Origin of the sequence: Bradyrhizobium sp. SRL28, from assembly GCF_018596315.1 — a bacterium.
Taxonomy (GTDB): Bacteria; Pseudomonadota; Alphaproteobacteria; order Rhizobiales; family Xanthobacteraceae; genus Bradyrhizobium.
On record NZ_JAHEAG010000002.1, the window covers coordinates 1 to 22,257 of the forward strand.

The following is a 22,257-nucleotide window of genomic DNA, read 5'->3' on the forward strand; positions in this document are numbered from 1 at the left end:
CCAACGCAACTTCTGATAACGACTTCCGGACCGGGCCCTTGTGCCCGGTCCCTCGTTCAACGTCGCGGCGGCGCGGGTACTATTTCGCTTCGCTGCGGCGGCTGATCATCGCGGCCATCAGGCCGATGATGCGGTGCTTTGCAGCCGCCGATATGTCGGCGACACGCTGCTCCGGTCTCCTCGTGCAGGAGCCCGATGTAATTCCTTCCCGCTTCGCGCTTCTGCGCTGTCATGTGCCTCACTCCGCAAGACGCCGGTCGGGCGACGGTGGACGGGCGATGCGCAATCGATGGTAAATTTTCCGTACCGTATGCTTCCGGGGCGGGCGGATTCTTCGTCCGCCTTAATCGATCGTTCATTCTGTTCGTCAAGGCCTCTTCAACCGTTCCCGCCTAGAGTTTAACGGATATGGCGCGGGAGAATTCCGGGGAGCGTCGACAGGAGTTTGTCTATGCGTCGATTATTGGCACGATTTGTCGACGATGAACGCGGTGCTACCGCCATCGAATATTGCATCATTGCCGCCGGGCTCAGCATCGTGATCGTCACCGCCGTCAGCGGCATCGGCACCGTGCTCAGCGGGAAATTCTCCGACGTCAGCACCTCGATCAAATAGCGGCAAGGCCGCGCAGGCATCATGCTGGAGCTGCTATTTGGCTCGACGTTGATGACCTGGGGGCCGCCAATCCTGGCCTCGTGCAGCAAAATCCGTGGCGCGTGTTCTCCGTGATATTGGTCGCAGTCCTGCTGATCAATTGGATGGTCAACGACCGATCGTCTGGCAGTAGCGATGGCGGGCTTTGGCCGCGGGGACGGAGACGGCGGCGGGGATTGAAACCGGCGCTATTTGTCTTTCCCGTCCGCATTGAGCGCCCGCATGACAGCGATCCGCGCGAACATCAGCCAGCCGCCGCCGGTCTCCGCCGCATTGATCAGATTTTCGACCGCGACCTGCCAGTGCGCCTCGTGCTGCACTTTTTCCGGCAATGCCATGACATAGTCGGCGGCCTGCTGCAGCGTCGCAAGCATGCCTCCGCCGTGAAGCGGTATCGGGTCATCGAACGGGGTCGACCACGGCATCGCGCGCTATATGCTATCGCGCTCCCTGCCCAATCATCCGGCCTTCTTGGTGCGGGCGGCTGATCGCACCGGCTTCTCCGCTTTTTTCGGCGCTTCCTTAGCCGTCTCCTTGGCGGCGCGCTTGCCGCCGCCGCTGATCGGCAACAGCATTTCGCGTTGGCCGGTAGCCGCCTTCTTCGGCTTCTTGCCCTTTTTGGCGGCGGCAGGGGCGGGCTGCTTTTCGCTGGCCAGGCTGCGCTTGAGCGCGTCCATCAGGTTGATGACGTTGCCGGCCGTCTTAGGCGCGGCCTTGGGCGTGGTGCCGAGCCCGTTGCGCTTCTGATTGATCAGGTCGATCAGCGCCTGCTCGTAGCGGTCCTCGAATTGGTCGGGCTCGAACGATCCGGATTTCTGCTCGACGATATGCTTAGCGAGATCAAGCATATCCTTGGTAATCTTCACGTCCTGGATATCTTCGAAATATTCCTTCTCGCTGCGAACTTCATAGGGGTAGCGCAGCAGCGTCCCCATCAGCCCTTTGTCGAGCGGCTCCAGCGCGACGATGTGCTCGCGGTTTGTCAGAACCACGCGGCCGATCGCGACCTTGTCCATGCTGCGGATGGTTTCGCGGATCACCGCAAATGCATCGTGGCCGACCTTGCCATCCGGCACGAGATAGTAGGGGCGGATAACATAGCGGCTGTCGATATCGGATCTCGGAACGAATTCGTCGATCTCGATGGTGCGGGTCGATTCCAATGCGATGTCGTCAAGCTCGTCCTTCGACACTTCGATATAGGTATCGGTGTCGATCTTGTAGCCTTTCATGATGTCTTCGTTGGCGACTTCCTCGCCGGTGTCGGCGTCGACCTTCGCATATTTGATGCGATGGCCGGTCTTGCGGTTGATCTGGTTGAACGAGACCTTCTCGGTGTCCGACGTCGCCGGATAGAGGGCGACCGGACAGGTCACAAGCGAAAGACGCAGAAAACCCTTCCAATTGGCGCGGGGGGCCATGGGCTACTCCGAAAAAAAACGCAACAGACGACCGGCAAGGATACCATCGGATTGCCGCCTCTCAAACACGGCGGAGCCAGGAATCGTGCAACGGCGTTAACCGCCGAACGGCCCCGTTCTGCGGCCGGCCTGCGACCTTTTGGACGCTGCTGCCGGCCGGCATGGCCCGGAGGGTCGGAACATCACTTCCGATCATGCGTTGCTTTAACCGGCGGTGTCGAAGCATTCGCTGGCATTACAGGTACTTACTCGAAGAGGTCCCCATGGCAACGGAACGACATGGCCAGATTATCGAAACCCCGACCGAGGCACGCCAGGCCGAACCCGGCCCGTCGGTGCTCGCGCTCCTGACGGTTTCGACCGGGCTCGCAATTCTGATCCTGGGCATCGTCTGGTTCGTATTCTTCCGCACGTGAGGGCGACGTCATCGGACTTGCCCGCCCGCTGCAGACGGGAAGCGTCCCGGTTTTCCGGCAGTATCGACGCAAGCGACCTGCCGGGCCCCCCTTGGGGCAGTCAATTGGCCATGCTAGGCGTTCGCTTGCGGCCATGTCCGGTCGCGCAAAGCTGATGACGAAAAAGTAACATTGTCCCGTGCCTCCCGTTCATGGCCCGTTCACGCCGGTTAGCCTCATCTTGAGATCTGATATCGTAGGGCTCATTTTTGGAGGCCAGCTTGCGCCTGCTCGTTGTTGAGGACGATCCGGATCTCAACCGTCAGCTTACGACGGCTTTGACGGATGCCGGTTATGTGGTCGATCGCGCGTTCGACGGTGAGGAGGGGCATTTCCTCGGTGACAGCGAACCTTATGACGCCGTCGTGCTCGACATCGGGCTGCCCAAGATGGACGGCATCTCGGTCCTGGAGGCGTGGCGCCGCGGCGGCCGCGCGATGCCGGTCCTGATCCTCACGGCGCGCGACCGCTGGAGCGACAAGGTGCAGGGTTTTGACGCCGGCGCCGACGACTATGTCGCCAAGCCGTTCCATCTGGAAGAAGTGCTGGCGCGAATTCGCGCGTTATTGCGTCGCTCCGCCGGCCACGCCCAGTCCGAGCTGACTTGCGGTCCGGTGTCGCTGGATACGCGCACCGGCCGCGTCAGTGTCTCCGGCAATCCGATCAAGATGACCTCGCACGAATACCGGCTGCTGGCTTACCTGATGCATCACACCGGCCGCGTGGTATCGCGCACCGAACTGGTCGAGCACCTCTACGACCAGGACTTCGACCGCGACTCCAACACCATCGAAGTGTTCGTCGGCCGTATCCGCAAGAAGCTCGACGTCGACATCATCCAGACCGTGCGCGGGCTCGGCTATCTGCTGACGCCGCCGTCGCCCGGCAACTGATGAGCCTTGCTCTTTTATTCGAGCATGATCTTATCCGAAGGCCAGCCTCCATCCGCAGGATCGGAGCCTGGGGATACGCTTTTCGGGATCTTGCTCTGATGCGCGGAAGTTCGCTCGCCACGCGGTTGTTCCTGTCGGCGACCGCGTGGGTGGTCGTGATCCTGGTCATAACAGGCGTGATCCTGTCGTCGGTCTATCGCAACGCGACCGAGCGCGCCTTCGACCGCCGCCTCAACCTCTACCTCCGCACCCTGATCGCCGAAGTCGCGACGCCGGATGAGCCGCCCGACCACCAGTTCCAGTCGCTCGGCGAACCGCTGTTCGAACTGCCCTTGTCCGGCTGGTACTGGCAGATCGTCCGCACCGACGAGAAGGCCGAGACGCGGGCGTCGCGTTCGCTGTGGGACAAGAAACTGCCGAAGCTCGAGGAGATCGGCGCGGAACTGACCCCTGCCGGCATCCGTCTCGGTTACGTCGACGGGCCCGAGGGCCAGAGCCTGCGGGTCGTCGAGCGGCCGGTCGACCTCGGCGCCGACGGCAAATTCCTGGTCAGCGTGGCCGGCGACGCATCCGAGATTTTCGACGAAATCCGCGCCTTCGACTATTACCTCGGCGGCACCTTCGCAGCGCTCGGTATCGTGCTGCTTCTGACCACGATCTTCCAGGTCCGCTTCGGGCTGGCGCCGCTCAAGCGCATTTCGGAATCGATCGCCGACATCCGCTCCGGCCGCGCCGAACGGCTGGAAGGCGAATTTCCCGTCGAGATCGCGCCTCTGGCGCGCGAGACCAACGCGCTGATCGACGCCAACCGCGAGATCGTCGAGCGCGCGCGTACCCATGTCGGCAATCTCGCCCACGCCATCAAGACGCCGCTCTCCGTCATCGTCAACGAGGCTTCCGCCCACGCGGTAGATCCCTTTGCCAGCAAGGTCTTGGAGCAGGCCGATGTGATGCGGGATCAAGTGGCGCATCATCTGGAACGGGCGCGCATCGCCGCGCGCGTCACCATCGTCGGTACCGTCACCGAGGTCGCGCCCGCCATTGAGGCGCTGCGGCGGACCATGGAAAAGATCCATTGGGATCGCGGCATCACGATCGCGGCGAAGGCTGATCCCTTGGCCAAGTTCCGCGGCGAGCGCCAGGACCTCGAGGAGATGGCCGGCAATCTGGTCGACAATGCCTGCAAATGGGCGGCCTCACAGGTCTTCATCGAGGTGAGGGTGGAGCCGCCGTCAGAGCCCCGTGCCGGGCCGCGGCTCCGGATCATTGTCGATGACGATGGCCGCGGATTGTCCGCCGCCGAGCGCGCGCAGGTGTCCCGCCGCGGCCAGCGGCTGGACGAGTCCAAGCCGGGGTCCGGGCTCGGGCTTTCGATCGTGGTCGATCTCGCCGCCCTTTATGGCGGCAGCCTTGTCCTGGGCGACGCCCCGATCGGCGGATTGCGGGCGGAACTGGTGCTGCCGGGGGTCTGAATGCCCTCGTCCGGGCGATTACCTGGGGTTGAGGGGGCGGGGCCCGGCAATTTCGCTATTCCTAACGACTTCTTAACGCGCACACTTCTAAGATTGGGCGGGCGCCTTTTGCGTCCGCATGACACACGCATATTCACACCAGGCGAATGAGCCAGACATCGACCGAGCGGCTGAGGGAATATCTCGCGCAGCTCCCGCCCCAATCGCAGGCGCTGCTGATGCGGGAGTTCGAGCGCGCCATTGAGCGCGGGGAGGACATGGCCGTCGCCAATTTCGTGCTCGAGCAACTTCGCCAGGTCGTGCGCGGAACCGAGCAAGACGACGAGGCGCGTCCGCGGACCGACGATCCGGCGCGCCTGTTCTACGGTCCGCTCGAGCCTTTCCTCGTCGACAGCAATTTTCCGGTCAGAGCCGGGCAGGTCCGGCGTGCATCGCTGCAGCCGATCTGGCAATGGCTGGACCGCGACGGGGCGCCCGATGCTGCGCGCGCATTCGAAACCACGCTCGCCGAGATCAGGCAGAGCGGCAACAATGCCGGCCTCGAGGGCGCGACCCGCAGGTTCCAACTCGCCGCAGCCGACGCGATCATCAAGATCGCCACACCGGTCCCCGGCGACGACAGGCAGCGGGTGCTCGCCCGTATCGGCCCGCCCAATGTCGTCGCGGACTTGTTGTCGATCGCAGGCGTGCTGCGGGCGCGCGAGACGCTGGATACGCTCGGCAGCCGGATGCCGAGCCAGATGCGGGTATTTTCCGAAGCCCAGATTGCGGCGGTAGGGTCGGCGCTCAACGTTCCCTCGTTGCAGACGCCGCAATTGCTGCCGTTCGCGCTGTCGCTGATCATGCAGCGGCTGGCGCAGCCGTGGCAGATCATCCGTCTCGCGATCAAGATGGCGGCATCCGATGACGAGGTTCGCGTGGCCGCCACGCCCTACGGCATCGCCGTCACGATCGCGCTGCACGATCTCTCGTTCCTTACGGCCTGCCTGCGCACGGACATCAGGCGCGGCCATTTCGACAATGTCGGCGAGCAACTGAAAATCCTGCACGACGGCGTGCGTGGGCTGCGCACCGAGCTCGATCTGCGCAACGATTCCGCGTGGGGCCGCCAGCTCACGTCGATCCGCGCCGATATCTCCAATTCGCTGCAGTCGGAGATCGAGAGCGTGCCCGGCCGGGTCCGCCGCATCCTGCGTCAGCGCGCCGACAAGGATATCGCCGCCGCGCCGAAGATCGACGCCACGGAGGTCGAAGAGATCGCCGCCCTGATCGACTTCGTGGCGGTGTGCCGCACCTATGCCAGCGAACTCGCCATCAACGAGGTGACCTTGCGGACCTATTCCGATCTGCAGCATTACGTCGAGCGATCCACCGAGAGCCTGGTGCAGGCGCTGCGCGGCGGCGACACCAAGGCGCGCGCCTACCGCCAAATGCAGGCCCAGGCGGCGATCCGCTTCTGCGAAATCCTGTTCGGCCATGACTATGCGTCGCTGATGAGCCGGGCGGCCGAAAATGCCGTGACCGGCGAGCGCAAGACGACCAGGGCGAGCTAGCGACCAGTCAGTCTATCGCGTCATGCCTTGCGCCGATCCTTGGCCTCGCGAAGGAATTCGGCGAAGGCCTTGAGGGTTACATCGGAAACGTGATGCTCGATGCCTTCGGCGTCAGCCTCCGCGGCTTCCTGCGGGACGCCCAGCGCCAGCAGGACATCCACCACCAGGCGGTGACGGGCGCGGACGCGCTTGGCGAGGGTCTCGCCCTTTTCGGTCAGGAACACCCCGCGATAGGGGCGGGCCGTCACCAGGTCTTCACGCTTCAACCGTGCAATGGTGTCGATCGCCGTCGGATGCGATACGCCCAGCCTGCGTGCGATGTCGGTAGGGCGCGCCTCGCCGGTCGTTCCGAGCAAGTCGGAGATCAGTTCGACATAGTCTTCCAGAACTGCCGTCGATCGCGCCGATCGCGCCTTTCCAAAGCGGCGCGCCTGCGTTTGTTCGGTCGGCAGCGGCTGCATCGGTTTGGCCCGATCTGTCGAGGGCTTGCGCAACTCTGCACCTTTCAGGCGAATCCACCAGACGAGGCGCGACCATGGCGCGCGGCCGAGCACATTGCAAGGTAGCGGCTTGTCGCTGATCTGCAACAGGTCGGCGTCGGCGCTTGCGAAGGCCGGTCACGACATCTTGACAGTTAACGGTGAAACAATAACACGTAGCCTTACCTACGTTTTGATGCCGCGGCTTACTAGTTCGGGTGTTGCTGTCGCGCGACCGGTTGGGGAAGAAGATGCGCGCGACCAGAATGGCCCTTTTGGGCACCTCGGCACTGGCTATTGTTTGCCTGAGCCACACAGCGGCGTTCCCGCAAACGGCAGCTCCGGCACCGCAGGCTGCGCCCGCTGCCGAACCGCCGGCTTCCGCACCGCCCCCGGCAGCCGGGCAAGCCCCGGCGGAGCCAGCTCCCTCGCAGGCGGCGCCTGCGCCGGCCACAGCGGCCGGACCACCACCCGCATCGAACGCGCCGGCGGAAGTCGACATGCCGCAAGTGACCGTGGAGGGACGCCAGCCTAAACCGGCGCGGCGGGCCGCACACAGCGAGCCCGGCCGGCCTTCAACGACCGTCGCGGCGCCGCTGCCAAATCCTGCGCCGACAAGCGCGCCGGCGTCGCCCTTCAATCCGCCATTCGCGCCGCTGTCGACGATCGGCGGCAACCAGATCCAGACCGGCAGCAGCAACGGCGGATTCGGCAGCCTGTTCACCAACACGCCCGGCGCGACGTCCGCGGGCCTGGCCACCGAATCGTCACGGCCCGTTCTGCGCGGTTTGACGGATGCAAAGGTCCGCATCCAGGAGAACGGCGTCGGCGCGGTCGACGTGTCTGACATCGCGCAGGACCACGCGGTGCCGATCGACCCTCTCGCCATCCAGAAGGTCGACATCATGCGCGGACCGGGTGCGCTTCGCTTCGGTTCGCAAGCCGTCGGCGGCGTCGTCGACGTCAACAACAACCGGATTCCGACCGCCGCGCCGCTCGGGGGCGTGGCCGCGGAACTGAGGTCGGGCGTGACCAGCGTCAACAGGGGATGGGAAAGCGGGCTCTTGCTGGATGCAGGCGGCCGCAACGCCGCCGTTCACGCCGACATCTACGGGCGATCCTCCGGCGATTACAGCGTCCCGAGCTACCCCTATCTCGTTCCGCCAGTCCCTGCGCCGGCCTTCAACGGCAAGCAGCCGAATTCGGCCTCGCAGAGTGCGGGCGCGGCGCTCGGCGGCTCCTGGCTTTTCGACGGCGGTTATGCCGGCATCGCCGTCTCGCGCTTCACCAGCGACTACTACGTCCCCGGTATTGCGACCGCGGCTGCCCGTCAGCACAACGACCTCGAGCAAACCAAGATCAGCTCCAAAGGCGAGTATCGTCCGGACGCGAGCGCGCTGACGGCCGTCAGGTACTGGACCGGATATTCAGAGTACCGCCACGACGAGACGGTGCTCGGCACGGCCGGATTCCAGGAAATCACTGCCACCTTCAAGAACAAGCAGACCGAGGGCAAGCTCGAGTTCGAGTTGGCGCCGTTCGCCACGCCGTTTGGTCCGCTGACCAGCATCGTCGGCGCGCAGGGCGCCTACCAGCAACTGGATACGGCGGGCCAGGCGATCCTGCTTCCGGCCCAGACAAGGACGGCGGCGGCGTACTTCCTCAATGAAGTCAGGCACACTGATACGCTGCGCACGCAATTGGCTGGACGCATCGAGGGAGTCAATGTTGCGGGAACCGCATTCACTTTCCCGCCAAATTTTCTCCCGCCCCCGAATGATCCGAGCAGCGCCGCGGCCAAGCTCGACTTCCTGCCGAAGAGCATCAGTTTCGGCATCATCAAGGATCTTCCATCCTCGCTGGTCGGAAGCCTGACGCTGCAGCGTATCGAGCGTGCGCCGCGCGCCCTCGAACTGTTCGCGCAGGGGCCCGACGGTTCGGAGAAGACGTTCAAGATCGGCAACGCGAACCTCGGAATTGAAACGGCGCAGACGGCGGAAATCGGCCTGAAACGCACCGATGGCGATTTCAGGTTCGCCGCGAACGCCTACTACACGGCGTACGACAAGTTCATTTTCTCGCGCGCCACCGGCATCATTTGCCAGGAAACGTTTGCTTCGTGCGGAACCGGCACCGATTACATCCAGGTCAATTACGATCAGCGCGATGCAACCTTCCGCGGCGGCGAGCTGGCCTGGCAATGGGACGCCGCGCGGCTCGCCGACGGCATGTTCGGCATCGACGGCCAGTATGATGTGGTGCGGGCGACGTTCACCGACGGCAGCAACGTGCCGCGGATTCCTCCGATGCGTCTCGGCGGCGGCGTCTACTGGCGCAACGACAACTGGTTCGTGCGCGCAGGCTGGCTGCATGCATTTGCGCAGAATGACATTCCGCAGTTCGACACCACGACGCCGGGATACGATCTAGTCAAGGTGCAGGTCGAGCACCGGAAGTTCTGGAAGGATTCGCCGTGGGGGGCGGTCGAGGTCGCGACCGGGCTGGTTGGCGACAATCTGCTCAACGCCAACATTCGCAACTCCGTTCAATTCCACAAGGACGAGATCCTGCAGCCCGGACGCGGCTTCAAGCTGTTTCTCAACGTCAAATACGGCGTCGACCGGCCGAGCGGACCGCCCGGCACCTGGATCGGCGCGAAGCGGCCGGCTGCCGACGGCTTCAAGAGCCCCGTGGCCGAGGCGGCCTGGAATTGGGCGGGCCTCTATGCGGGCGGCAATGTCGGATATCTGAGGGGCGAGGGGGTTACCAACGCCGCATTCAACGACGCTGCAACCGCTGCACCGCTTTCCGGAGCCCGCCTGCCGTCCACGCACGACACCGCGAGCTTTGGCGTTCAGTCGGGCTATAACTGGATATCGGGCCGGATTCTGGCGGGCATCGAGGGCGATTTTGAGTATCGCAACCAGCGCGGACACGGCGCCACCGCATGTCCCGGCAATGTCTGCAACGCCGCGCTGGCCCCGCTTGACGCTACCGTAACCGCAAGCCTGGATTATCGTCTGGGCTGGGTGGCCTCAGTTCGCGGCCGCGTCGGAACGCTGGTCACGCCGGACCTGCTTGCCTACGCCACCGCGGGCGTTCCGTTCGGCAAGATCACGACGTCAACTTCCGTCGCGGGTTTCGACAACGCAGGTGTCGCGACGACGACGTCTTTGGATCGGCAGGTGTATCGCTTCGGCTGGGCGGTGGGCGCCGGTTTCGAGACGCGGCTGACGGGCAACTGGACCGGAAAGCTCGAATACCTTCACATGGATTTCGGTTCGGTGCGTTCGACGCCGCTTACGGCTGCCAATACGGCAGTTGCATTCGATGCCAACACGCGGGTGACCAGCGACGGGGTCAGGATCGGAGTGAACTACAAGTTCGGCGGCGCCATCATCGTCGACTAACCGTCGAAGCGATACTCCGCGACCAGACCTCCGGTGGGATAGCGCCTGTCGTCTGCTCTATTTGACGGTGAAGCGGATCGGCTGCCGCACGACAACGAATTCGCCGGGAAAGGTTGCGGGCGGCGCGGGGAAGGGCTGCGCGCGCTTGAGGAGCGCAATGGATTCCTCGTCAAGCGCGTTGGAGCCCGAACTTTGAGTCACGCGGGCGTTGACCACCATACCCTTGCGATCAAGCGTAAACGACACCTGCGCCGTCCCTTGCTCGCGCCGCGACCGCGCGGCCTCCGGATATCGCTTGTTCCTTTCAACCAGGGCGAGGACCTGGGTTCGCCATGTCACCACGGCCTCCGAATTTTTGTCATTCGGCACACCCTGGGTCGGTGCCACGGCTACCGGTGCGATCCGCTCGCTGATTGCAGGCGGTGCTGAGGTCGTGGCAGCCGCGGCCTGCTGCTGTGGGGTTACGTCAGGCTGCGGCTTGGTCTGCAGCGCCACGGCTGCGTCCGGATTGGAAGCGGGCGGCAGCTCGGGCGTTTCATCGGGCGGCGTCTCGTCCGGCTTCGCCACCGGCTGCGCTTCCGACATTACCTGTTCCGGACCGGGTGCGATGTCGGTCGGCGTGGTCGACGGGGCTGCCGGCATCGGCGCCAGATCGACTACGATTGCGCCTGAAGGTTCGGCAGCCGTGATGTCGTCGGCATGGCGCCAGGTGGCGAGCGTGGCGGTCAATCCGGCATAGACGCTCAGCACCGCGAGACTGCTGAACATCCAGCGTCGCAGGTCGGAACGATCTTCGGCCGCAAGCTCGATCATAGCGGTGAGGCTTGCTCCATTCCGACCAGGGCGACCTTCAGGTAGCCGGCGGTGCGCAGCATGTTCATGACCTGCATCACCTCGCCATACGGGACGAGCTTGTCGGCGCGCAGGAAAATACGGGTATCCTTTTGGCCGTTGGTGCTCGCATCGAGCACGCCGGGCAGTGCGCCCCGGCCCACGGTCTCGTTGCCGACCGAAAGCGACAGGTCCGGCTTGACGGTCAGATAGACCGGCTTGTCGGGTCGCGGCTGCGGCTGCGCGTTCGACGCCGGAAGATCGACGGCGATATCGACGGTCGCAAGGGGGGCTGCGACCATGAAGATGATGAGCAGAACGAGAATGACGTCGATGAACGGCGTCACGTTGATCTCATGGACCTCGGCGAGATCGCCATTGCCCTGGTTCAGACTGGCGGCCATGGCTGCTACTCCGCTGCTGCCAGATGGCGCCGCACGAGCATGGTGCCGCTGTCGAGATCGCGCCCGACCAGCCGCGTGATTTCCGCGGAGCTGTCTCCGAGCAGCGCCCGGTAGGAGGCGATCTGGCGCGCGAACAGGTTGTAGATCACGACCGCGGGGATCGCAGCCACCAGTCCCAGCGCCGTCGCCAGCAACGCCTCGGCTATGCCGGGCGCAACCACGGCGAGATTGGTGGTTTGCGACTTCGAGATGCCGATAAAGCTGTTCATGATCCCCCAGACCGTACCGAACAGTCCGACAAAGGGGCCGGTCGATCCGATGGTCGCAAGCACGCCGGTGCCAAGGGCGATCCGCCTGCTTGCCGCCGCCTCGATCTGCTGCAGCCGGGAGGCGATCCGCACCTTGATCCCTTCCTTGTCCATGCGATCGGTGCTCAATCTGAGTTCGGTCATGGCGCCCTCGATCAACTGGGCAACCGTGCCGTCGGGGACTTGCCGCACGGCATCGTCGACGCTGCGGGCGCTGGCGAGTTCGCGCAGTGCGCTTCGGGTATTCCGCCGCGCCTTGATCAGTTCGATCGTCTTCGCCAGCCACACCGTCCATGTCACGGCGGTCGCAAACAGCAGACCGATCATCACCGCTTTGACGACGATATCGGCCTGCATGAACATGCCCCAGGGACTGAGATCCCGGGGGAGCATCGCGGCTGCGACCGCGGTCCGGTCCGTTGCGTCCTGGGCCGAGGCGGGAAAGCACAGCAGCAACACCGGAAATGAAAGAAGCGGCGCGGCGCGGCGAAGTTCGCGTCGAAATGCTTTCCAGGCTCGCATCGATTTACCTCTGAGGGGAATTAATGTCTTGGCCTCATTTTGTAGCATCACCTACGTCTTGGTGTAAATACTAACGGGCGTGCCGCCCTTCCGTGTATGCTGGATTCGATACAATTTGAGCGATCCGGCGTTACCCATGGGGGCGGCCAAGCGGGCCAGACCGGCGATCTCTGTTTTCGCCGATTTTTCTGCCGTAATTGTCAATTGCCGGGCTTGCCGCCGGTGGTGTAAAGCAGCGCATCGGCGGCGCTTATTCTCATTCTAAAAGCGCCGTTCCGCCCGGGAACTGCTTGATGACGCTGTGGTTTGTGTTCGCGCTGATGACGGTCGCGGCGATTTTTGCCGTGCTCTGGCCGTTAAGCCGCGGCTCTTCTGCGCAGGCCGGTGGCAGTGAGGCGGTGGTCTACAGGGATCAGCTCGCCGAGATCGATCGCGATGTCGCTGCGGGTCTGATCGGCGTGTCCGAGGCCGAGGCCGCGCGTGTCGAGATCGGCCGCCGCCTGCTCGCCGCGGCGGAGGGCGAGCGCGACCTGCCGGCACGGTCGAACCTTGGTCTGCGCCGCGCTTCCGCGATCGGGGCGCTGGTGGGACTGCCGATCGCAGCGGTGACGCTCTACCTTTCGCTTGGATCGCCGCTTCTTGGTGATTTTCCGCTGGCCGCGCGCACCCGCACCGCCGACGCCAATCAGCCGATCGACAACATGGTGGCGCAGGTCGAGGCGCATCTGGAAAAGAATCCGACCGACGGCCGCGGCTGGACCGTGCTGGCGCCGGTGCTGGCGCGTCTCGGCCGTTACGATGATGCGGTCCGGGCCTACCGCAACGCCATCAACTACGCCGGCGACGGCGCGGAGCGCCGCTCCGATCTCGGCGAGGCGCTTGCGGGCGCGGCGGGCGGCGTCGTCACGGCGGAGGCCAAGGCCGAATTCGAACGCGCGGTGGCGCAGAACGCCGATGAGCCAAGGGCCAATTATTTCCTCGGGCTCGCCGCCGAACAGGATGGCCGCCAGGCCAATGCCGCTGCGATCTGGCGCGGCATGCTCGCCAAGGCGCCGGCCGATGCGCCATGGCGTCCGCTGATCGAGGCGGCGCTGGCGAGGGTAGGTGGGCCCGCTGCGCCGCCGCTCTCCAGCGACGCGATGGCCGCCGCCAAGGACATGAATGAAGATGACCGTGGAACGATGATCCGCGGCATGGTCGACCGCCTCGCAACGCGGCTGAAGCAGAACGGCGACGATGTCGAGGGATGGTTGCGGCTGATGCGGGCCTATATGGTGATGGGGGAACGCGACAAGGCGGCGAGCGCGCTGACCGAGGCGCGTCAGGCGGTCGCCAGCGATGCGGAACGCTTGCGCCAGCTCAATGAGGGCGTGAAGAATCTCGGGCTTGGTGGGTGAGGCATGATGCCGGAACCAAAAGACGAGGACAGAGGATAGAAATGACGCGCAAGCAACGGCGTTTGACCATGATCGGCGGTTCGCTCACGGTGCTGGCCATTGCCGCGGCGCTGGTGCTGAACGCCATGCGCGACTCCATCGTGTTCTTTTCCACGCCGACGATGGCGGCCGAGAAGCAGATCCCACCCGGCAAGCGGTTCCGTCTCGGCGGCCTGGTGCAGCCGGGCTCGCTGGTGCGCGGCGACAATCTCGCTGTCAATTTTAGCGTCGCCGACGGCAGCGCCACGCTGCCGGTCTCCTACAAGGGAATTTTGCCGGACCTGTTCCGTGAAGGACAGGGCGTCATCGCCGAAGGCACGCTGGATGCCTCCGGCGTGTTCAAGGCCGATACCGTGCTGGCGAAGCATGACGAGACCTATATGCCCAAGGATGTCGCCGACGCCCTGAAGAAGCAGGGGCACTGGAAGGACGATTATGGCGCCAAGCCCGGCGCTGCGGCCGCGGCAGCGCCCGCCACGGGGGCCACGCGGTGATCGCGGAAGCCGGGCATTACGCGCTGGTGCTGGCGCTCGCGCTGGCGCTGATCCAGTCCACCGTGCCGTTGCTCGGCGCGCGCTGGGGCGATCATGCCCTGATGAATGTCGCGCGCTCCACCGCGCTCGCGCAATTGCTGTTCGTGGGGGCGTCGTTTGCGGCGCTGACGATGCTGCACGTCGTCTCGGATTTCTCCGTCGTCAACGTGTTCGAGAACTCGCACTCGATGAAGCCGCTGCTCTACAAGATCACCGGCGTGTGGGGCAATCACGAAGGATCGATGCTGCTGTGGGTCGCGATCCTGGCGCTGTTCGGCGGCCTGGTCGCCGCTTTCGGCAACAATTTGCCGCTGTCGCTGCGCGCCCATGTGCTGGCGGTGCAGGGCTGGATCGCCGCCGCGTTCTATCTGTTCATCCTGGTCACCTCGAATCCATTTTTGCGCATCGCAAGCCCCCCGATCGAGGGCCGCGACCTCAATCCGGTGCTGCAGGACATCGGCCTCGCCGTGCATCCGCCGATGCTCTATCTCGGCTATGTCGGGTTCTCGATCTCGTTTTCCTTTGCAGTAGCCGCCCTGATCGAAGGCCGCATCGATGCGGCCTGGGCGCGCTGGGTACGGCCGTGGACGCTGGTGGCGTGGATCTTCCTCACGCTCGGCATCGCGATGGGGTCGTACTGGGCCTATTACGAACTCGGCTGGGGCGGCTGGTGGTTCTGGGACCCGGTCGAGAATGCTTCGCTGATGCCCTGGCTCGCCGGCACCGCGCTGCTGCATTCCGCGGTCGTGATGGAAAAGCGCAACGCGCTGAAGGTCTGGACCATCCTGCTGTCGATCCTGACCTTCTCGCTGTCGCTGCTCGGCACCTTCCTGGTGCGCTCGGGCGTGCTGACGTCGGTGCATGCGTTCGCGACCGATCCGTCGCGCGGCGTGTTCATTCTGCTGATCCTCTGTCTTTTCATCGGCGGCAGTCTTTTGCTGTACGCCTGGCGGGCGTCGGCGCTGAAGCAGGGCGGGCTGTTCGCGCCGATCTCGCGCGAGGGCGCGCTGGTGCTCAACAACCTCTTTCTCACCACGGCCTGCGCCACCGTCTTCATCGGAACGCTGTATCCGCTGGCGCTGGAGGTTGTGACCGGCGAGAAGATTTCGGTCGGGGCGCCGTTCTTCAACCTGACCTTCGGACCCCTGTTCGTGCCGCTGATGGTGGCCATGCCGTTCGCGCCACTGCTGGCGTGGAAGCGCGGCGATCTGGCCGGCGCGGCGCAGCGACTGATGGCCGCCGGCATTGCGGCGCTGATCGCCATCGCGGTGTTGTGGGCGTGGACCTCGGGCGGTGCCACGTTCGCTCCGCTCGCGATCGGGCTCGCCGTCTTTGTCGTCGCGGGCGCGCTGAGCGACCTTGCCGAGCGCACGGCGCTGTTCCGTGCGCCGCTGGCGACCGCCATGGCCCGCGCGCGTGGATTGCCTCGGGCGACCTGGGGCACCGCGTTCGCGCATGCCGGCGTCGGCATCGCCCTGATCGGGATTGTCTGCGAGACCACCTGGAACAGCGAGTATATCGGCTCGATGAAGCCGAACGATGTCGCCAAGGTCGCGGGCTATCAGTTGAAGCTCGACGGCGTCACGCAGCGGCAGGGGCCAAATTTTCGCGAGATGATCGCGCAGTTCACAGTAAGCCACGACGGCGAAACGCTCCAGGTGATGACGCCGTCGAAGCGCAACTTCACCACACGCAGCTCCTCGACCACCGAGGCCGCATTGCTGACCCGCGGCGCCAGCCAGCTCTATATTTCGCTCGGCGACACCAATGCCGACGGCGCCATCGCCGTGCGCATCTATCACAAGCCGCTGGTGCTCTTGATCTGGTGGGGCCCCGTCTTGATGGCATTCGGCGGCCTGCTGTCGCTCTCGGATCGCCGCCTGCGCGTTGGCGCGCCGAAGCCTGCCAAGAAGTCTGCCAAGCCCGCTCGCGCTTTGCAGCCGGCGGAGTAAGCCGTTGAGGAAGCTTCTCGCCAGCGTATTCGTCGTCGCCATGATGCTCGGATGCCCGGCCGCCTACGCGGTGCAGCCCGACGAGATCATGTCGGATCCTGCGAAGGAAGCGCGGGCGCGCGATCTGTCGCGCGAGCTGCGCTGCATGGTGTGCCAGAACCAGTCGATCGACGATTCCGATGCGCCGCTGGCGCGCGATTTGCGACTCCTGGTGCGCGAGCGGATTGCGACCGGCGACAGCGACAACCAGGTGATCGACTTTCTCGTCGCACGCTATGGCGAGTTCGTGCTGCTGAAGCCGCGCTTCACGCCGCACACGCTGCTGCTGTGGCTGCTGCCGCCGCTCGCATTGGCCGGCGGCGGACTGGCGCTCTGGTTCTACAGCCGCCGCCGCTCGAATGCCGGCACCGCGACCGATCCCTCACTGCTGCATTTGACGGAAGAGGAAGAGGCGAAGCTGGAGCGCCTTCTCGCGGCCGATGCGCCGGACAAGCAGGCTTAAGCCCCGCGCCATTGCAAGCGGGCGGGTTTCCGCTATGACTCGCCTTGTTCAAAAATAAACATAACCAGGGGTAACCGGACATGGCCTTTTCACTCTACGACGCCAGCGTGGCGAATTACCTTCAAACCCTCGGTGCCGTCAGCGGCTTCCTCGAGCGCGGTCTGGTTTATTTCCGCGAACAAAACATCGACCCGGAAACGATCGTCGAGGCGCGGCTGGCGCCGGACATGCTGCCGTTACGTTTCCAGATCATCTCTGTCGCGCAACATTCCCGCGGCGCCATCGAAGCCGTGCAGAGCGGAGAATTTCGTCCGCCCTCGTTCAAGACGCCGTACGATTATGCCGGGTTGCAGGCGCTGGTCGCGCAGACCCGCGAGGCTCTGGAGGGCTGGACGCCGGACGCCGTCAATGCGCTCGGCGGCCGCGACGTCGTCTTTCATCTCGGCGATCACAAGCTGCCCTTCACGGCCGAGGGCTTCCTGATGTCGTTCTCGCTGCCCAACTTCTATTTCCACGCCACCACCGCCTACGACATCCTGCGCACCAACGGCGTGCCGCTCGGCAAGCGCGATTTCATGGGCCGGCTGAAGATGAAGAAGTGAGCGTGGCGTTCGCTGTCTGCGGAGAAATTCGGTTTGACGCAATTCACCCCCGCAGGATGTTCCAGCCCGCCCAGGCGAGAATGCCGATATTGAGGTACATCGTGGCCGCCATGCCGAACGCCCGATAGAGCGGGTGAATCCGGTAGCCGATCCAGAATGCAAATCGGGCGGTGATGAACACGATGGTCGCTGCAGCGATGACCCTCATCTGGCTGGGCGGTAGACTGACGCTCAGAGCCAATGTGCCGATCACGAACAGCACATATTGCTGCAGCGTGTTGTCGAGCACGCGTCCGTTGATCAGCGTCGCCTGATCCTCCTTGTGCAGCGTCGGATCGATCGCTTCGCTGAGGAAGCGGTTGTTGGCGACGGTGATGGTGCCAATCATCAGCGGGATCGCGGCGAGGGCGTTGGCCTTCAGGGTATAGGCAAGCCGGCCGGCGACATCGGTCAGGGTCGAGGTATCCGCCCAGATCAGCGAGATGCCGGCGATTGCGGCCACCATGGTCAGCGCGCCGCTGGCGGCGCCGATCGCAACGGTTTTCTGTTCATGGGTCATGGGGCGTCTCCACTATCGATGGCCGGACGAAACCGGACCGGCGTGAGCCGCAGCGCCGTTCGGCATCCGGGCCGAGATCGCGGCAGCCATCTGCAGCACGACGAACAGGCCATGCAATGCCGTCGTGACGTAACCGACCAGCAGCATGTCGGACACAATGAAGAGCTGCCAGAATACCAGGTTGGCGGTCCCCAGCAGGACATGAATGGCCGCAGCGGCGAGGTGCCAGCCGCGCGCTGGTTGAGCGCGCCACATCAGGATGCCCAGGATGAAGGCCAGCCCGTGCGCCTCGATGAAGCCAAGTCCGGCATAGGGCGCGTCGGCCACCAAACGCGCGACCGGCCCAAGGCCGAAGAAGATTCCGCGCACGTCGCTTGCAAAGCCGCCCGCGGACGCTGCCAGGAGAAACGTTGCATTGGCGCGCAGGAGGACGTGTCGGATGGCGATGGTCATTGGAGACCTCCATGGTGACGGTGCATATGAAGATGAAGACCGGAGGTGAACCGGCAGAGGGAACACCGACTTTCCGTCAATGTGTGCAGCGCGAGTCACAGCAGCACCACGCCTTGAATCAGATAGATGGTGGACACCGCGCCGATCACGTACCGCGACCAGGCGCGGAATTGCGTTTCGCTGATGACCTCCAGCACGAACCGCGAGAGGTGCGTCCCCACGACCGCAAGCGGGATCGCCACGACGATGGCGATCAGCGACAGGGCCTCGCCGCCGGCGAGCAGGTGACCGAAATAGGCGGCCTTCAGAAAGTGCCCGATCACTTGCACGGCGGCCTTGGTGGCGACCAGTTGCCGGCTGTTGAGCTGCGAGCGCACGAAGAACACGTCCAGGATAGGGCCGGAGACGCCGGCCAGAAGCTGCAGCAGGGTGCACAGGACGCCGCAGCCATGAGCGTGGCTGGGCCTTTCAATGTCGGGTGTGAGCCGGCCAGGAAGCAGGAGCCCCAACAGAGGGCTCACGCCAACGATAATTAGGGCTATTGCCTTGCTCGCCACGAGCGCCATGACGCCGACCGCAGCCGCTGCGACCACTGCGCCGCCGGCGTAATGGGCCACGATCCGCCAATCGATATGTGAGCGCCACTGCCAGGCGCGCCAGCCGTTCGAGGCTATCTGCACGAGGCCGTGCAGAACCATGGCCGGCGCCAGAGGCATGAAAGCTAGCAGAATTCCTATCAGGATCATGCCTCCGGCCATCCCGAAGATGCCCGAGATGAAGGAGGTCGACACAATGGCGGCGGCAAAACCGGCTGCGATCGGGAGGCTGAGCATGGGCGTGGTCCGGTTGAATCCGATGCCGCTCCATGCGCGTTTGACAGCCGTTTCGCAAACGCGTTTAGTTCGGCCATAGACCAAGGAAAAGTTAGTCTGACAGGGCTATCCCATGCGCCGCCTGCCTTCGCTGAATGGTCTGCGCGCCTTCGAGGCCGCGGCGCGCCATGGCAGCTTCGTCGGTGCGAGCCAGGAGCTGAACGTCACCCAGGCCGCGATCAGCCGCATGGTGCGGCTGCTCGAGGCGCGGCTCGGCCTTGAGCTGTTCGAGCGGCTCCCGAACGGGCTTGCGCTCACCGCGCAAGCCAAGGCGCTGCAGCCGAGTCTTACGGCGGCGTTCGATTCGATCGCTTCCAGCGTCGAGCAGGTCGTGGCGATGCGGACCACGCCGGTTTTAACGATCGGCGTCGGGCCTTCCTTCGCGATGCGCTGGATGATCCCGCGCCTTGCGAGCTTTTACGACGCGCATCCCGAGATCGAGGTGCGGCTCGCGACCGGCGGCGCGATCAATCCCTTCAAGGACGACTGGACCTGCGGCATCCTGCTCGGCAATGGCGATTGGCCCGGACTAGCAGCCGAGCCGTTGTTTTCGGCCGACCTGTTTCCCGTATGCACCGCCGCGATTGCGCAGCGGCTTGGCAAGCCGTCGGATCTGGCCAACGAGAGCTTGCTGCAGGTCGTGCATTCGCCGGAGGACTGGCCGTTATGGTTCGCTGCAGCCGGTGTGAAACTGCGCCGCAAGGGGCTCGGCCCAAGCTTTGCCAATTACGGAATGGCCCTGCAGGCCGCGCTGGATGGCGTCGGGGTTGCGATCGGGTTGCGTCCCTATGTGGAAGACGACCTCGCGATGCGGCGCCTGGTTGCGCCATTTCTCATTTCAGTTCCCAAGGGGCGGGCTTGGTATCTCGTTTACCGTCCGTTTCGTGAAACCGATCCGGGCCTGATTACCTTTCGCGACTGGTTGCGGAGAAACTTCCAGGCGTCGTCTTAACCGGCTGATTTGCCTGCGCTATTCTGACGCATCCCTAGGCTCCCGCATTACAAAAGTTTAATTCCCTAGCCAGCGCACGGTAAGGCGGCAAACCCCATCTTCCGTCTTGTCAGGTGCCCAGCCCCGCACCGTCGAAATCAGGTTCTCTGGAGATTTTAGAAACATGACCGAACGCCCCGTCGATCTTTCCCAGCTTCCGTCTCACGGCGCGCCACGCCGTTCGCTGTTCTCCGCGCGCAAATTCGCGCTGATGGCTTCCGTCGTCGCCGGCCTCGGCGCCGCCGTCTATGGATTCTCGCCGCAGCAGGGCCCGGTCGATGTCTTCACCAGCGCGGCCCATGCGCAGGTCAACACCGAAGTCCGCAAGGTCGAGCGGCCGATCGGTTTCGCCGACATCGTCGAGCGCGTGAAGCCGTCGGTGATCTCGGTCAAGATCAATATCGCCGAGAAGACCGCGAAGGGTGACGACAGCGCCAACAAGGACGACGACTCGCCGTTCCAGCCGGGTTCGCCGATGGAGCGTTTCTTCCGCCGCTTCGGCGGTCCGGATGGCTTGCCGCCGGGCCTGCGCGGCGGACCGCGTAGCGGCCGTGGCCCGGTGACGGGTCAGGGGTCGGGCTTCTTCATCTCGGCTGACGGTTTTGCCGTGACCAACAACCACGTGGTCGACGGCGCCGACAAGGTCGAGATCACGATGGACGACGGCAAGACCTACACCGCGAAGGTAATCGGCACCGATCCGCGCACCGATCTCGCGCTGATCAAGGTCGAGGGCCGCAAGGATTTCCCGTTCGCCAAGCTGTCCGATAGCAAGCCGCGAATCGGCGACTGGGTGCTCGCGGTCGGCAACCCGTTCGGCCTCGGCGGCACCGTGACCGCCGGCATCGTCTCGGCCTCCGGCCGCGACATCGGCAACGGCCCGTATGACGACTTCATCCAGATCGACGCGCCCGTGAACAAGGGCAACTCCGGCGGTCCGGCGTTCGACACCAATGGCGAAGTGATGGGCGTCAACACCGCGATCTATTCGCCGTCCGGCGGCAGCGTCGGCATCGCGTTCTCGATTCCCGCTTCGACGGTCAAGAGCGTGATCGCCCAGCTCAAGGACAAGGGCTCGGTCAGCCGTGGCTGGATCGGCGTCCAGATCCAGCCGGTGACGTCAGACATCGCCGACAGCCTCGGCATGAAGAAAGCGGAAGGCGCGCTGGTCGCGGAACCGCAGGCCAATGGCCCGGCAGCGAAGGCCGGCATCCAGTCGGGTGACGTCATCACCGCGGTCAATGGCGAGCCGGTCAAGGATGCCAAGGAGCTCGCCCGCACCATCGGCGGTCTCGCGCCGGGCAACGCGGTCAAGCTCAACGTTCTGCAAAAGGGCCAGGACAAGGTCATCAACCTCACACTCGGCCAGTTGCCGAACACGATCGAGGCCAAGGCCGACACCGACAAGGAAGACAAGGGTGGTTTGAGCAAGGGAACCGGCGTGCCGAAACTCGGCCTCACGGTTGCCCCCGCCAACAGCGTGGCCGGCGCCGGCAGGGAAGGCGTCGTGGTCACCGAGGTCGACCCAAAGAGCGCGGCGGCCGAACGCGGCTTCAAGGAAGGCGACGTCATTCTTGAGGTTGCCGGCAAGAGCGTCGCCAGCGCCGGCGAGGTGCGTGAGGCGATCGACGCCGCCCGCACCGAGAACAAGAACAGCGTTCTCATGCGCGTGAAGAGCGGCGGTTCGTCGCGCTTCGTCGCGGTGCCGCTGGCGAAGGGATAAACGAGGACTAGATATCAGATGGAGGGTTTCGCCGGCATTCGTCGCCCCCGCCGACGTCTCCTTCCGGGGAGCGGGTCCAAAACTCGCTCCCTCAGGCAACCTTCCTGCGGAATACGCCCCCCTCCGTCGGAAGGTCCTAGGGGCGGTGAGGTCCCCCAGCTTCACCGCCCGCTTTTTTCACTTGGGAGCATGATCCGGAAAAGTGGAAACCGGTTTTCCGAAAAGATCATG

At 64.5% G+C, this 22,257-nt stretch carries 22 protein-coding genes; 13 read left to right on the plus strand and 9 right to left on the minus strand.

The genetic code is table 11. The annotated features are described in order from the left end of the window. Window positions 1–451 precede the first annotated feature (451 nt). The gene (locus KIP88_RS04395) at window positions 452–616 is read left to right on the plus strand and encodes a Flp family type IVb pilin (RefSeq protein ID WP_214486649.1); all 165 of its coding nucleotides are present in this window, start codon (window positions 452–454) and stop codon (window positions 614–616) included. A 227-nt stretch (window positions 617–843) separates the two neighbouring features. Here KIP88_RS04395 and KIP88_RS04400 read toward each other — a convergent pair whose 3' ends face one another. Both KIP88_RS04400 and KIP88_RS04405 read right to left on the minus strand, forming a co-directional pair. Further along, window positions 844–1,080, minus strand: a complete 237-nt coding sequence (locus KIP88_RS04400; protein WP_214486650.1) for a hypothetical protein — start codon at window positions 1,078–1,080, stop codon at window positions 844–846. Window positions 1,081–1,113: 33 nt separating this feature from the next. Continuing rightward, a complete protein-coding gene (locus tag KIP88_RS04405) occupies window positions 1,114–2,076 on the minus strand; it encodes a Ku protein (protein WP_214486651.1) in 963 nt (320 codons plus the stop codon). Window positions 2,077–2,339: 263 nt separating this feature from the next. Between KIP88_RS04405 and KIP88_RS04410 the strand changes: the two genes are divergently transcribed. The 4 genes from KIP88_RS04410 to KIP88_RS04425 all read left to right on the plus strand — a co-directional run bounded on the left by KIP88_RS04410 (window position 2,340) and on the right by KIP88_RS04425 (window position 6,449). Further along, a complete protein-coding gene (locus tag KIP88_RS04410; protein WP_214486652.1) occupies window positions 2,340–2,492 on the plus strand; it encodes a hypothetical protein in 153 nt (50 codons plus the stop codon). 260 nt (window positions 2,493–2,752) lie between these two features. Beyond that, window positions 2,753–3,424, plus strand: a complete 672-nt coding sequence (locus KIP88_RS04415; RefSeq protein ID WP_214486653.1) for a response regulator transcription factor — start codon at window positions 2,753–2,755, stop codon at window positions 3,422–3,424. Window positions 3,425–3,522: 98 nt separating this feature from the next. Continuing rightward, entirely contained in the window at window positions 3,523–4,896 is a 1,374-nt protein-coding gene (locus tag KIP88_RS04420) for a sensor histidine kinase (protein WP_214486654.1), read from the plus strand. Window positions 4,897–5,042: 146 nt separating this feature from the next. Next, window positions 5,043–6,449 carry a hypothetical protein gene (locus tag KIP88_RS04425; RefSeq protein WP_214486655.1) on the plus strand — a complete coding sequence of 469 codons (1,407 nt, stop codon included), beginning with the start codon at window positions 5,043–5,045 and terminating at the stop codon, window positions 6,447–6,449. A 20-nt stretch (window positions 6,450–6,469) separates the two neighbouring features. On the opposite strand, the gene mntR is transcribed toward KIP88_RS04425, so the two are convergent. Next, window positions 6,470–6,943 (minus strand): manganese-binding transcriptional regulator MntR, encoded by a 474-nt coding sequence (mntR, locus tag KIP88_RS04430; RefSeq protein WP_283848492.1) that lies wholly within the window; start codon window positions 6,941–6,943, stop codon window positions 6,470–6,472. A gap of 485 nt (window positions 6,944–7,428) precedes the next feature. On the opposite strand from mntR, the gene KIP88_RS04435 reads away from it, so the two are divergent. Next, window positions 7,429–10,338, plus strand: coding sequence for a TonB-dependent receptor domain-containing protein (locus tag KIP88_RS04435; RefSeq protein ID WP_214486656.1), 2,910 nt, complete (start codon window positions 7,429–7,431; stop codon window positions 10,336–10,338). Window positions 10,339–10,395: 57 nt separating this feature from the next. Here KIP88_RS04435 and KIP88_RS04440 read toward each other — a convergent pair whose 3' ends face one another. Genes KIP88_RS04440 through exbB form a run of 3 tightly spaced genes read right to left on the minus strand, consistent with a single transcriptional unit; the run spans window position 10,396 to window position 12,403 of the window. After that, entirely contained in the window at window positions 10,396–11,151 is a 756-nt protein-coding gene (locus KIP88_RS04440) for an energy transducer TonB (protein ID WP_214486657.1), read from the minus strand. Continuing rightward, window positions 11,148–11,573 carry a TonB system transport protein ExbD gene (gene exbD / locus KIP88_RS04445; protein WP_214486658.1) on the minus strand — a complete coding sequence of 142 codons (426 nt, stop codon included), beginning with the start codon at window positions 11,571–11,573 and terminating at the stop codon, window positions 11,148–11,150. The genes KIP88_RS04440 and exbD overlap by 4 nt, the downstream gene beginning before the upstream one ends. A 5-nt stretch (window positions 11,574–11,578) precedes the next feature. Next, complete coding sequence (exbB, locus tag KIP88_RS04450) at window positions 11,579–12,403, minus strand: tonB-system energizer ExbB (protein ID WP_249790527.1); 825 nt, start codon at window positions 12,401–12,403, stop codon at window positions 11,579–11,581. 293 nt (window positions 12,404–12,696) lie between these two features. Between exbB and ccmI the strand changes: the two genes are divergently transcribed. The 5 genes from ccmI (at window position 12,697) to KIP88_RS04475 (ending at window position 17,428) form a co-directional block, all read left to right on the plus strand. Then, a complete protein-coding gene (ccmI, locus tag KIP88_RS04455) occupies window positions 12,697–13,800 on the plus strand; it encodes a c-type cytochrome biogenesis protein CcmI (protein WP_214486660.1) in 1,104 nt (367 codons plus the stop codon). A 41-nt stretch (window positions 13,801–13,841) separates the two neighbouring features. Further along, window positions 13,842–14,333 (plus strand): cytochrome c maturation protein CcmE, encoded by a 492-nt coding sequence (gene ccmE, locus KIP88_RS04460; protein ID WP_214486661.1) that lies wholly within the window; start codon window positions 13,842–13,844, stop codon window positions 14,331–14,333. After that, complete coding sequence (locus KIP88_RS04465; protein ID WP_214486662.1) at window positions 14,330–16,324, plus strand: heme lyase CcmF/NrfE family subunit; 1,995 nt, start codon at window positions 14,330–14,332, stop codon at window positions 16,322–16,324. The genes ccmE and KIP88_RS04465 overlap by 4 nt, the downstream gene beginning before the upstream one ends. 4 nt (window positions 16,325–16,328) lie before the next feature. Then, window positions 16,329–16,826, plus strand: coding sequence for a cytochrome c-type biogenesis protein (locus KIP88_RS04470; RefSeq protein ID WP_214486663.1), 498 nt, complete (start codon window positions 16,329–16,331; stop codon window positions 16,824–16,826). Window positions 16,827–16,906: 80 nt separating this feature from the next. Then, window positions 16,907–17,428 (plus strand): DUF1993 family protein, encoded by a 522-nt coding sequence (locus KIP88_RS04475; protein ID WP_214486664.1) that lies wholly within the window; start codon window positions 16,907–16,909, stop codon window positions 17,426–17,428. A gap of 43 nt (window positions 17,429–17,471) precedes the next feature. Here KIP88_RS04475 and KIP88_RS04480 read toward each other — a convergent pair whose 3' ends face one another. From KIP88_RS04480 to KIP88_RS04490, 3 genes are all read right to left on the minus strand, one after another. Further along, complete coding sequence (locus tag KIP88_RS04480) at window positions 17,472–17,987, minus strand: MAPEG family protein (protein WP_214486665.1); 516 nt, start codon at window positions 17,985–17,987, stop codon at window positions 17,472–17,474. Window positions 17,988–17,999: 12 nt separating this feature from the next. Continuing rightward, a complete protein-coding gene (locus tag KIP88_RS04485; protein WP_214486666.1) occupies window positions 18,000–18,440 on the minus strand; it encodes a hypothetical protein in 441 nt (146 codons plus the stop codon). Window positions 18,441–18,535: 95 nt separating this feature from the next. Then, the gene (locus tag KIP88_RS04490) at window positions 18,536–19,273 is read right to left on the minus strand and encodes a TSUP family transporter (RefSeq protein WP_214486667.1); all 738 of its coding nucleotides are present in this window, start codon (window positions 19,271–19,273) and stop codon (window positions 18,536–18,538) included. 112 nt (window positions 19,274–19,385) lie between these two features. On the opposite strand from KIP88_RS04490, the gene KIP88_RS04495 reads away from it, so the two are divergent. Next, window positions 19,386–20,264 (plus strand): LysR substrate-binding domain-containing protein, encoded by an 879-nt coding sequence (locus tag KIP88_RS04495; protein WP_214486668.1) that lies wholly within the window; start codon window positions 19,386–19,388, stop codon window positions 20,262–20,264. Window positions 20,265–20,427: 163 nt separating this feature from the next. After that, complete coding sequence (locus KIP88_RS04500; RefSeq protein ID WP_214486669.1) at window positions 20,428–22,026, plus strand: Do family serine endopeptidase; 1,599 nt, start codon at window positions 20,428–20,430, stop codon at window positions 22,024–22,026. Window positions 22,027–22,257: the final 231 nt, after the last annotated feature.

Coding starts and splice junctions, on each gene's coding strand:
- KIP88_RS04500 (WP_214486669.1), top strand. CDS start 20,428: ATGACCGAACGCCCCGTCGATCTTTCCCAGCTTCCGTCTCACGGCGCG.
- KIP88_RS04425 (WP_214486655.1), top strand. CDS start 5,043: ATGAGCCAGACATCGACCGAGCGGCTGAGGGAATATCTCGCGCAGCTC.
- KIP88_RS04490 (WP_214486667.1), bottom strand. CDS start 19,273: ATGCTCAGCCTCCCGATCGCAGCCGGTTTTGCCGCCGCCATTGTGTCG.
- KIP88_RS04420 (WP_214486654.1), top strand. CDS start 3,523: ATGCGCGGAAGTTCGCTCGCCACGCGGTTGTTCCTGTCGGCGACCGCG.
- KIP88_RS04440 (WP_214486657.1), bottom strand. CDS start 11,151: ATGATCGAGCTTGCGGCCGAAGATCGTTCCGACCTGCGACGCTGGATG.
- ccmI (WP_214486660.1), top strand. CDS start 12,697: ATGACGCTGTGGTTTGTGTTCGCGCTGATGACGGTCGCGGCGATTTTT.
- KIP88_RS04410 (WP_214486652.1), top strand. CDS start 2,340: ATGGCAACGGAACGACATGGCCAGATTATCGAAACCCCGACCGAGGCA.
- exbB (WP_249790527.1), bottom strand. CDS start 12,403: ATGCGAGCCTGGAAAGCATTTCGACGCGAACTTCGCCGCGCCGCGCCG.
- KIP88_RS04485 (WP_214486666.1), bottom strand. CDS start 18,440: ATGACCATCGCCATCCGACACGTCCTCCTGCGCGCCAATGCAACGTTT.
- KIP88_RS04395 (WP_214486649.1), top strand. CDS start 452: ATGCGTCGATTATTGGCACGATTTGTCGACGATGAACGCGGTGCTACC.
- KIP88_RS04435 (WP_214486656.1), top strand. CDS start 7,429: ATGCCGCAAGTGACCGTGGAGGGACGCCAGCCTAAACCGGCGCGGCGG.
- KIP88_RS04400 (WP_214486650.1), bottom strand. CDS start 1,080: ATGCCGTGGTCGACCCCGTTCGATGACCCGATACCGCTTCACGGCGGA.
- KIP88_RS04495 (WP_214486668.1), top strand. CDS start 19,386: ATGCGCCGCCTGCCTTCGCTGAATGGTCTGCGCGCCTTCGAGGCCGCG.
- ccmE (WP_214486661.1), top strand. CDS start 13,842: ATGACGCGCAAGCAACGGCGTTTGACCATGATCGGCGGTTCGCTCACG.
- exbD (WP_214486658.1), bottom strand. CDS start 11,573: ATGGCCGCCAGTCTGAACCAGGGCAATGGCGATCTCGCCGAGGTCCAT.
- KIP88_RS04480 (WP_214486665.1), bottom strand. CDS start 17,987: ATGACCCATGAACAGAAAACCGTTGCGATCGGCGCCGCCAGCGGCGCG.
- KIP88_RS04475 (WP_214486664.1), top strand. CDS start 16,907: ATGGCCTTTTCACTCTACGACGCCAGCGTGGCGAATTACCTTCAAACC.
- KIP88_RS04405 (WP_214486651.1), bottom strand. CDS start 2,076: ATGGCCCCCCGCGCCAATTGGAAGGGTTTTCTGCGTCTTTCGCTTGTG.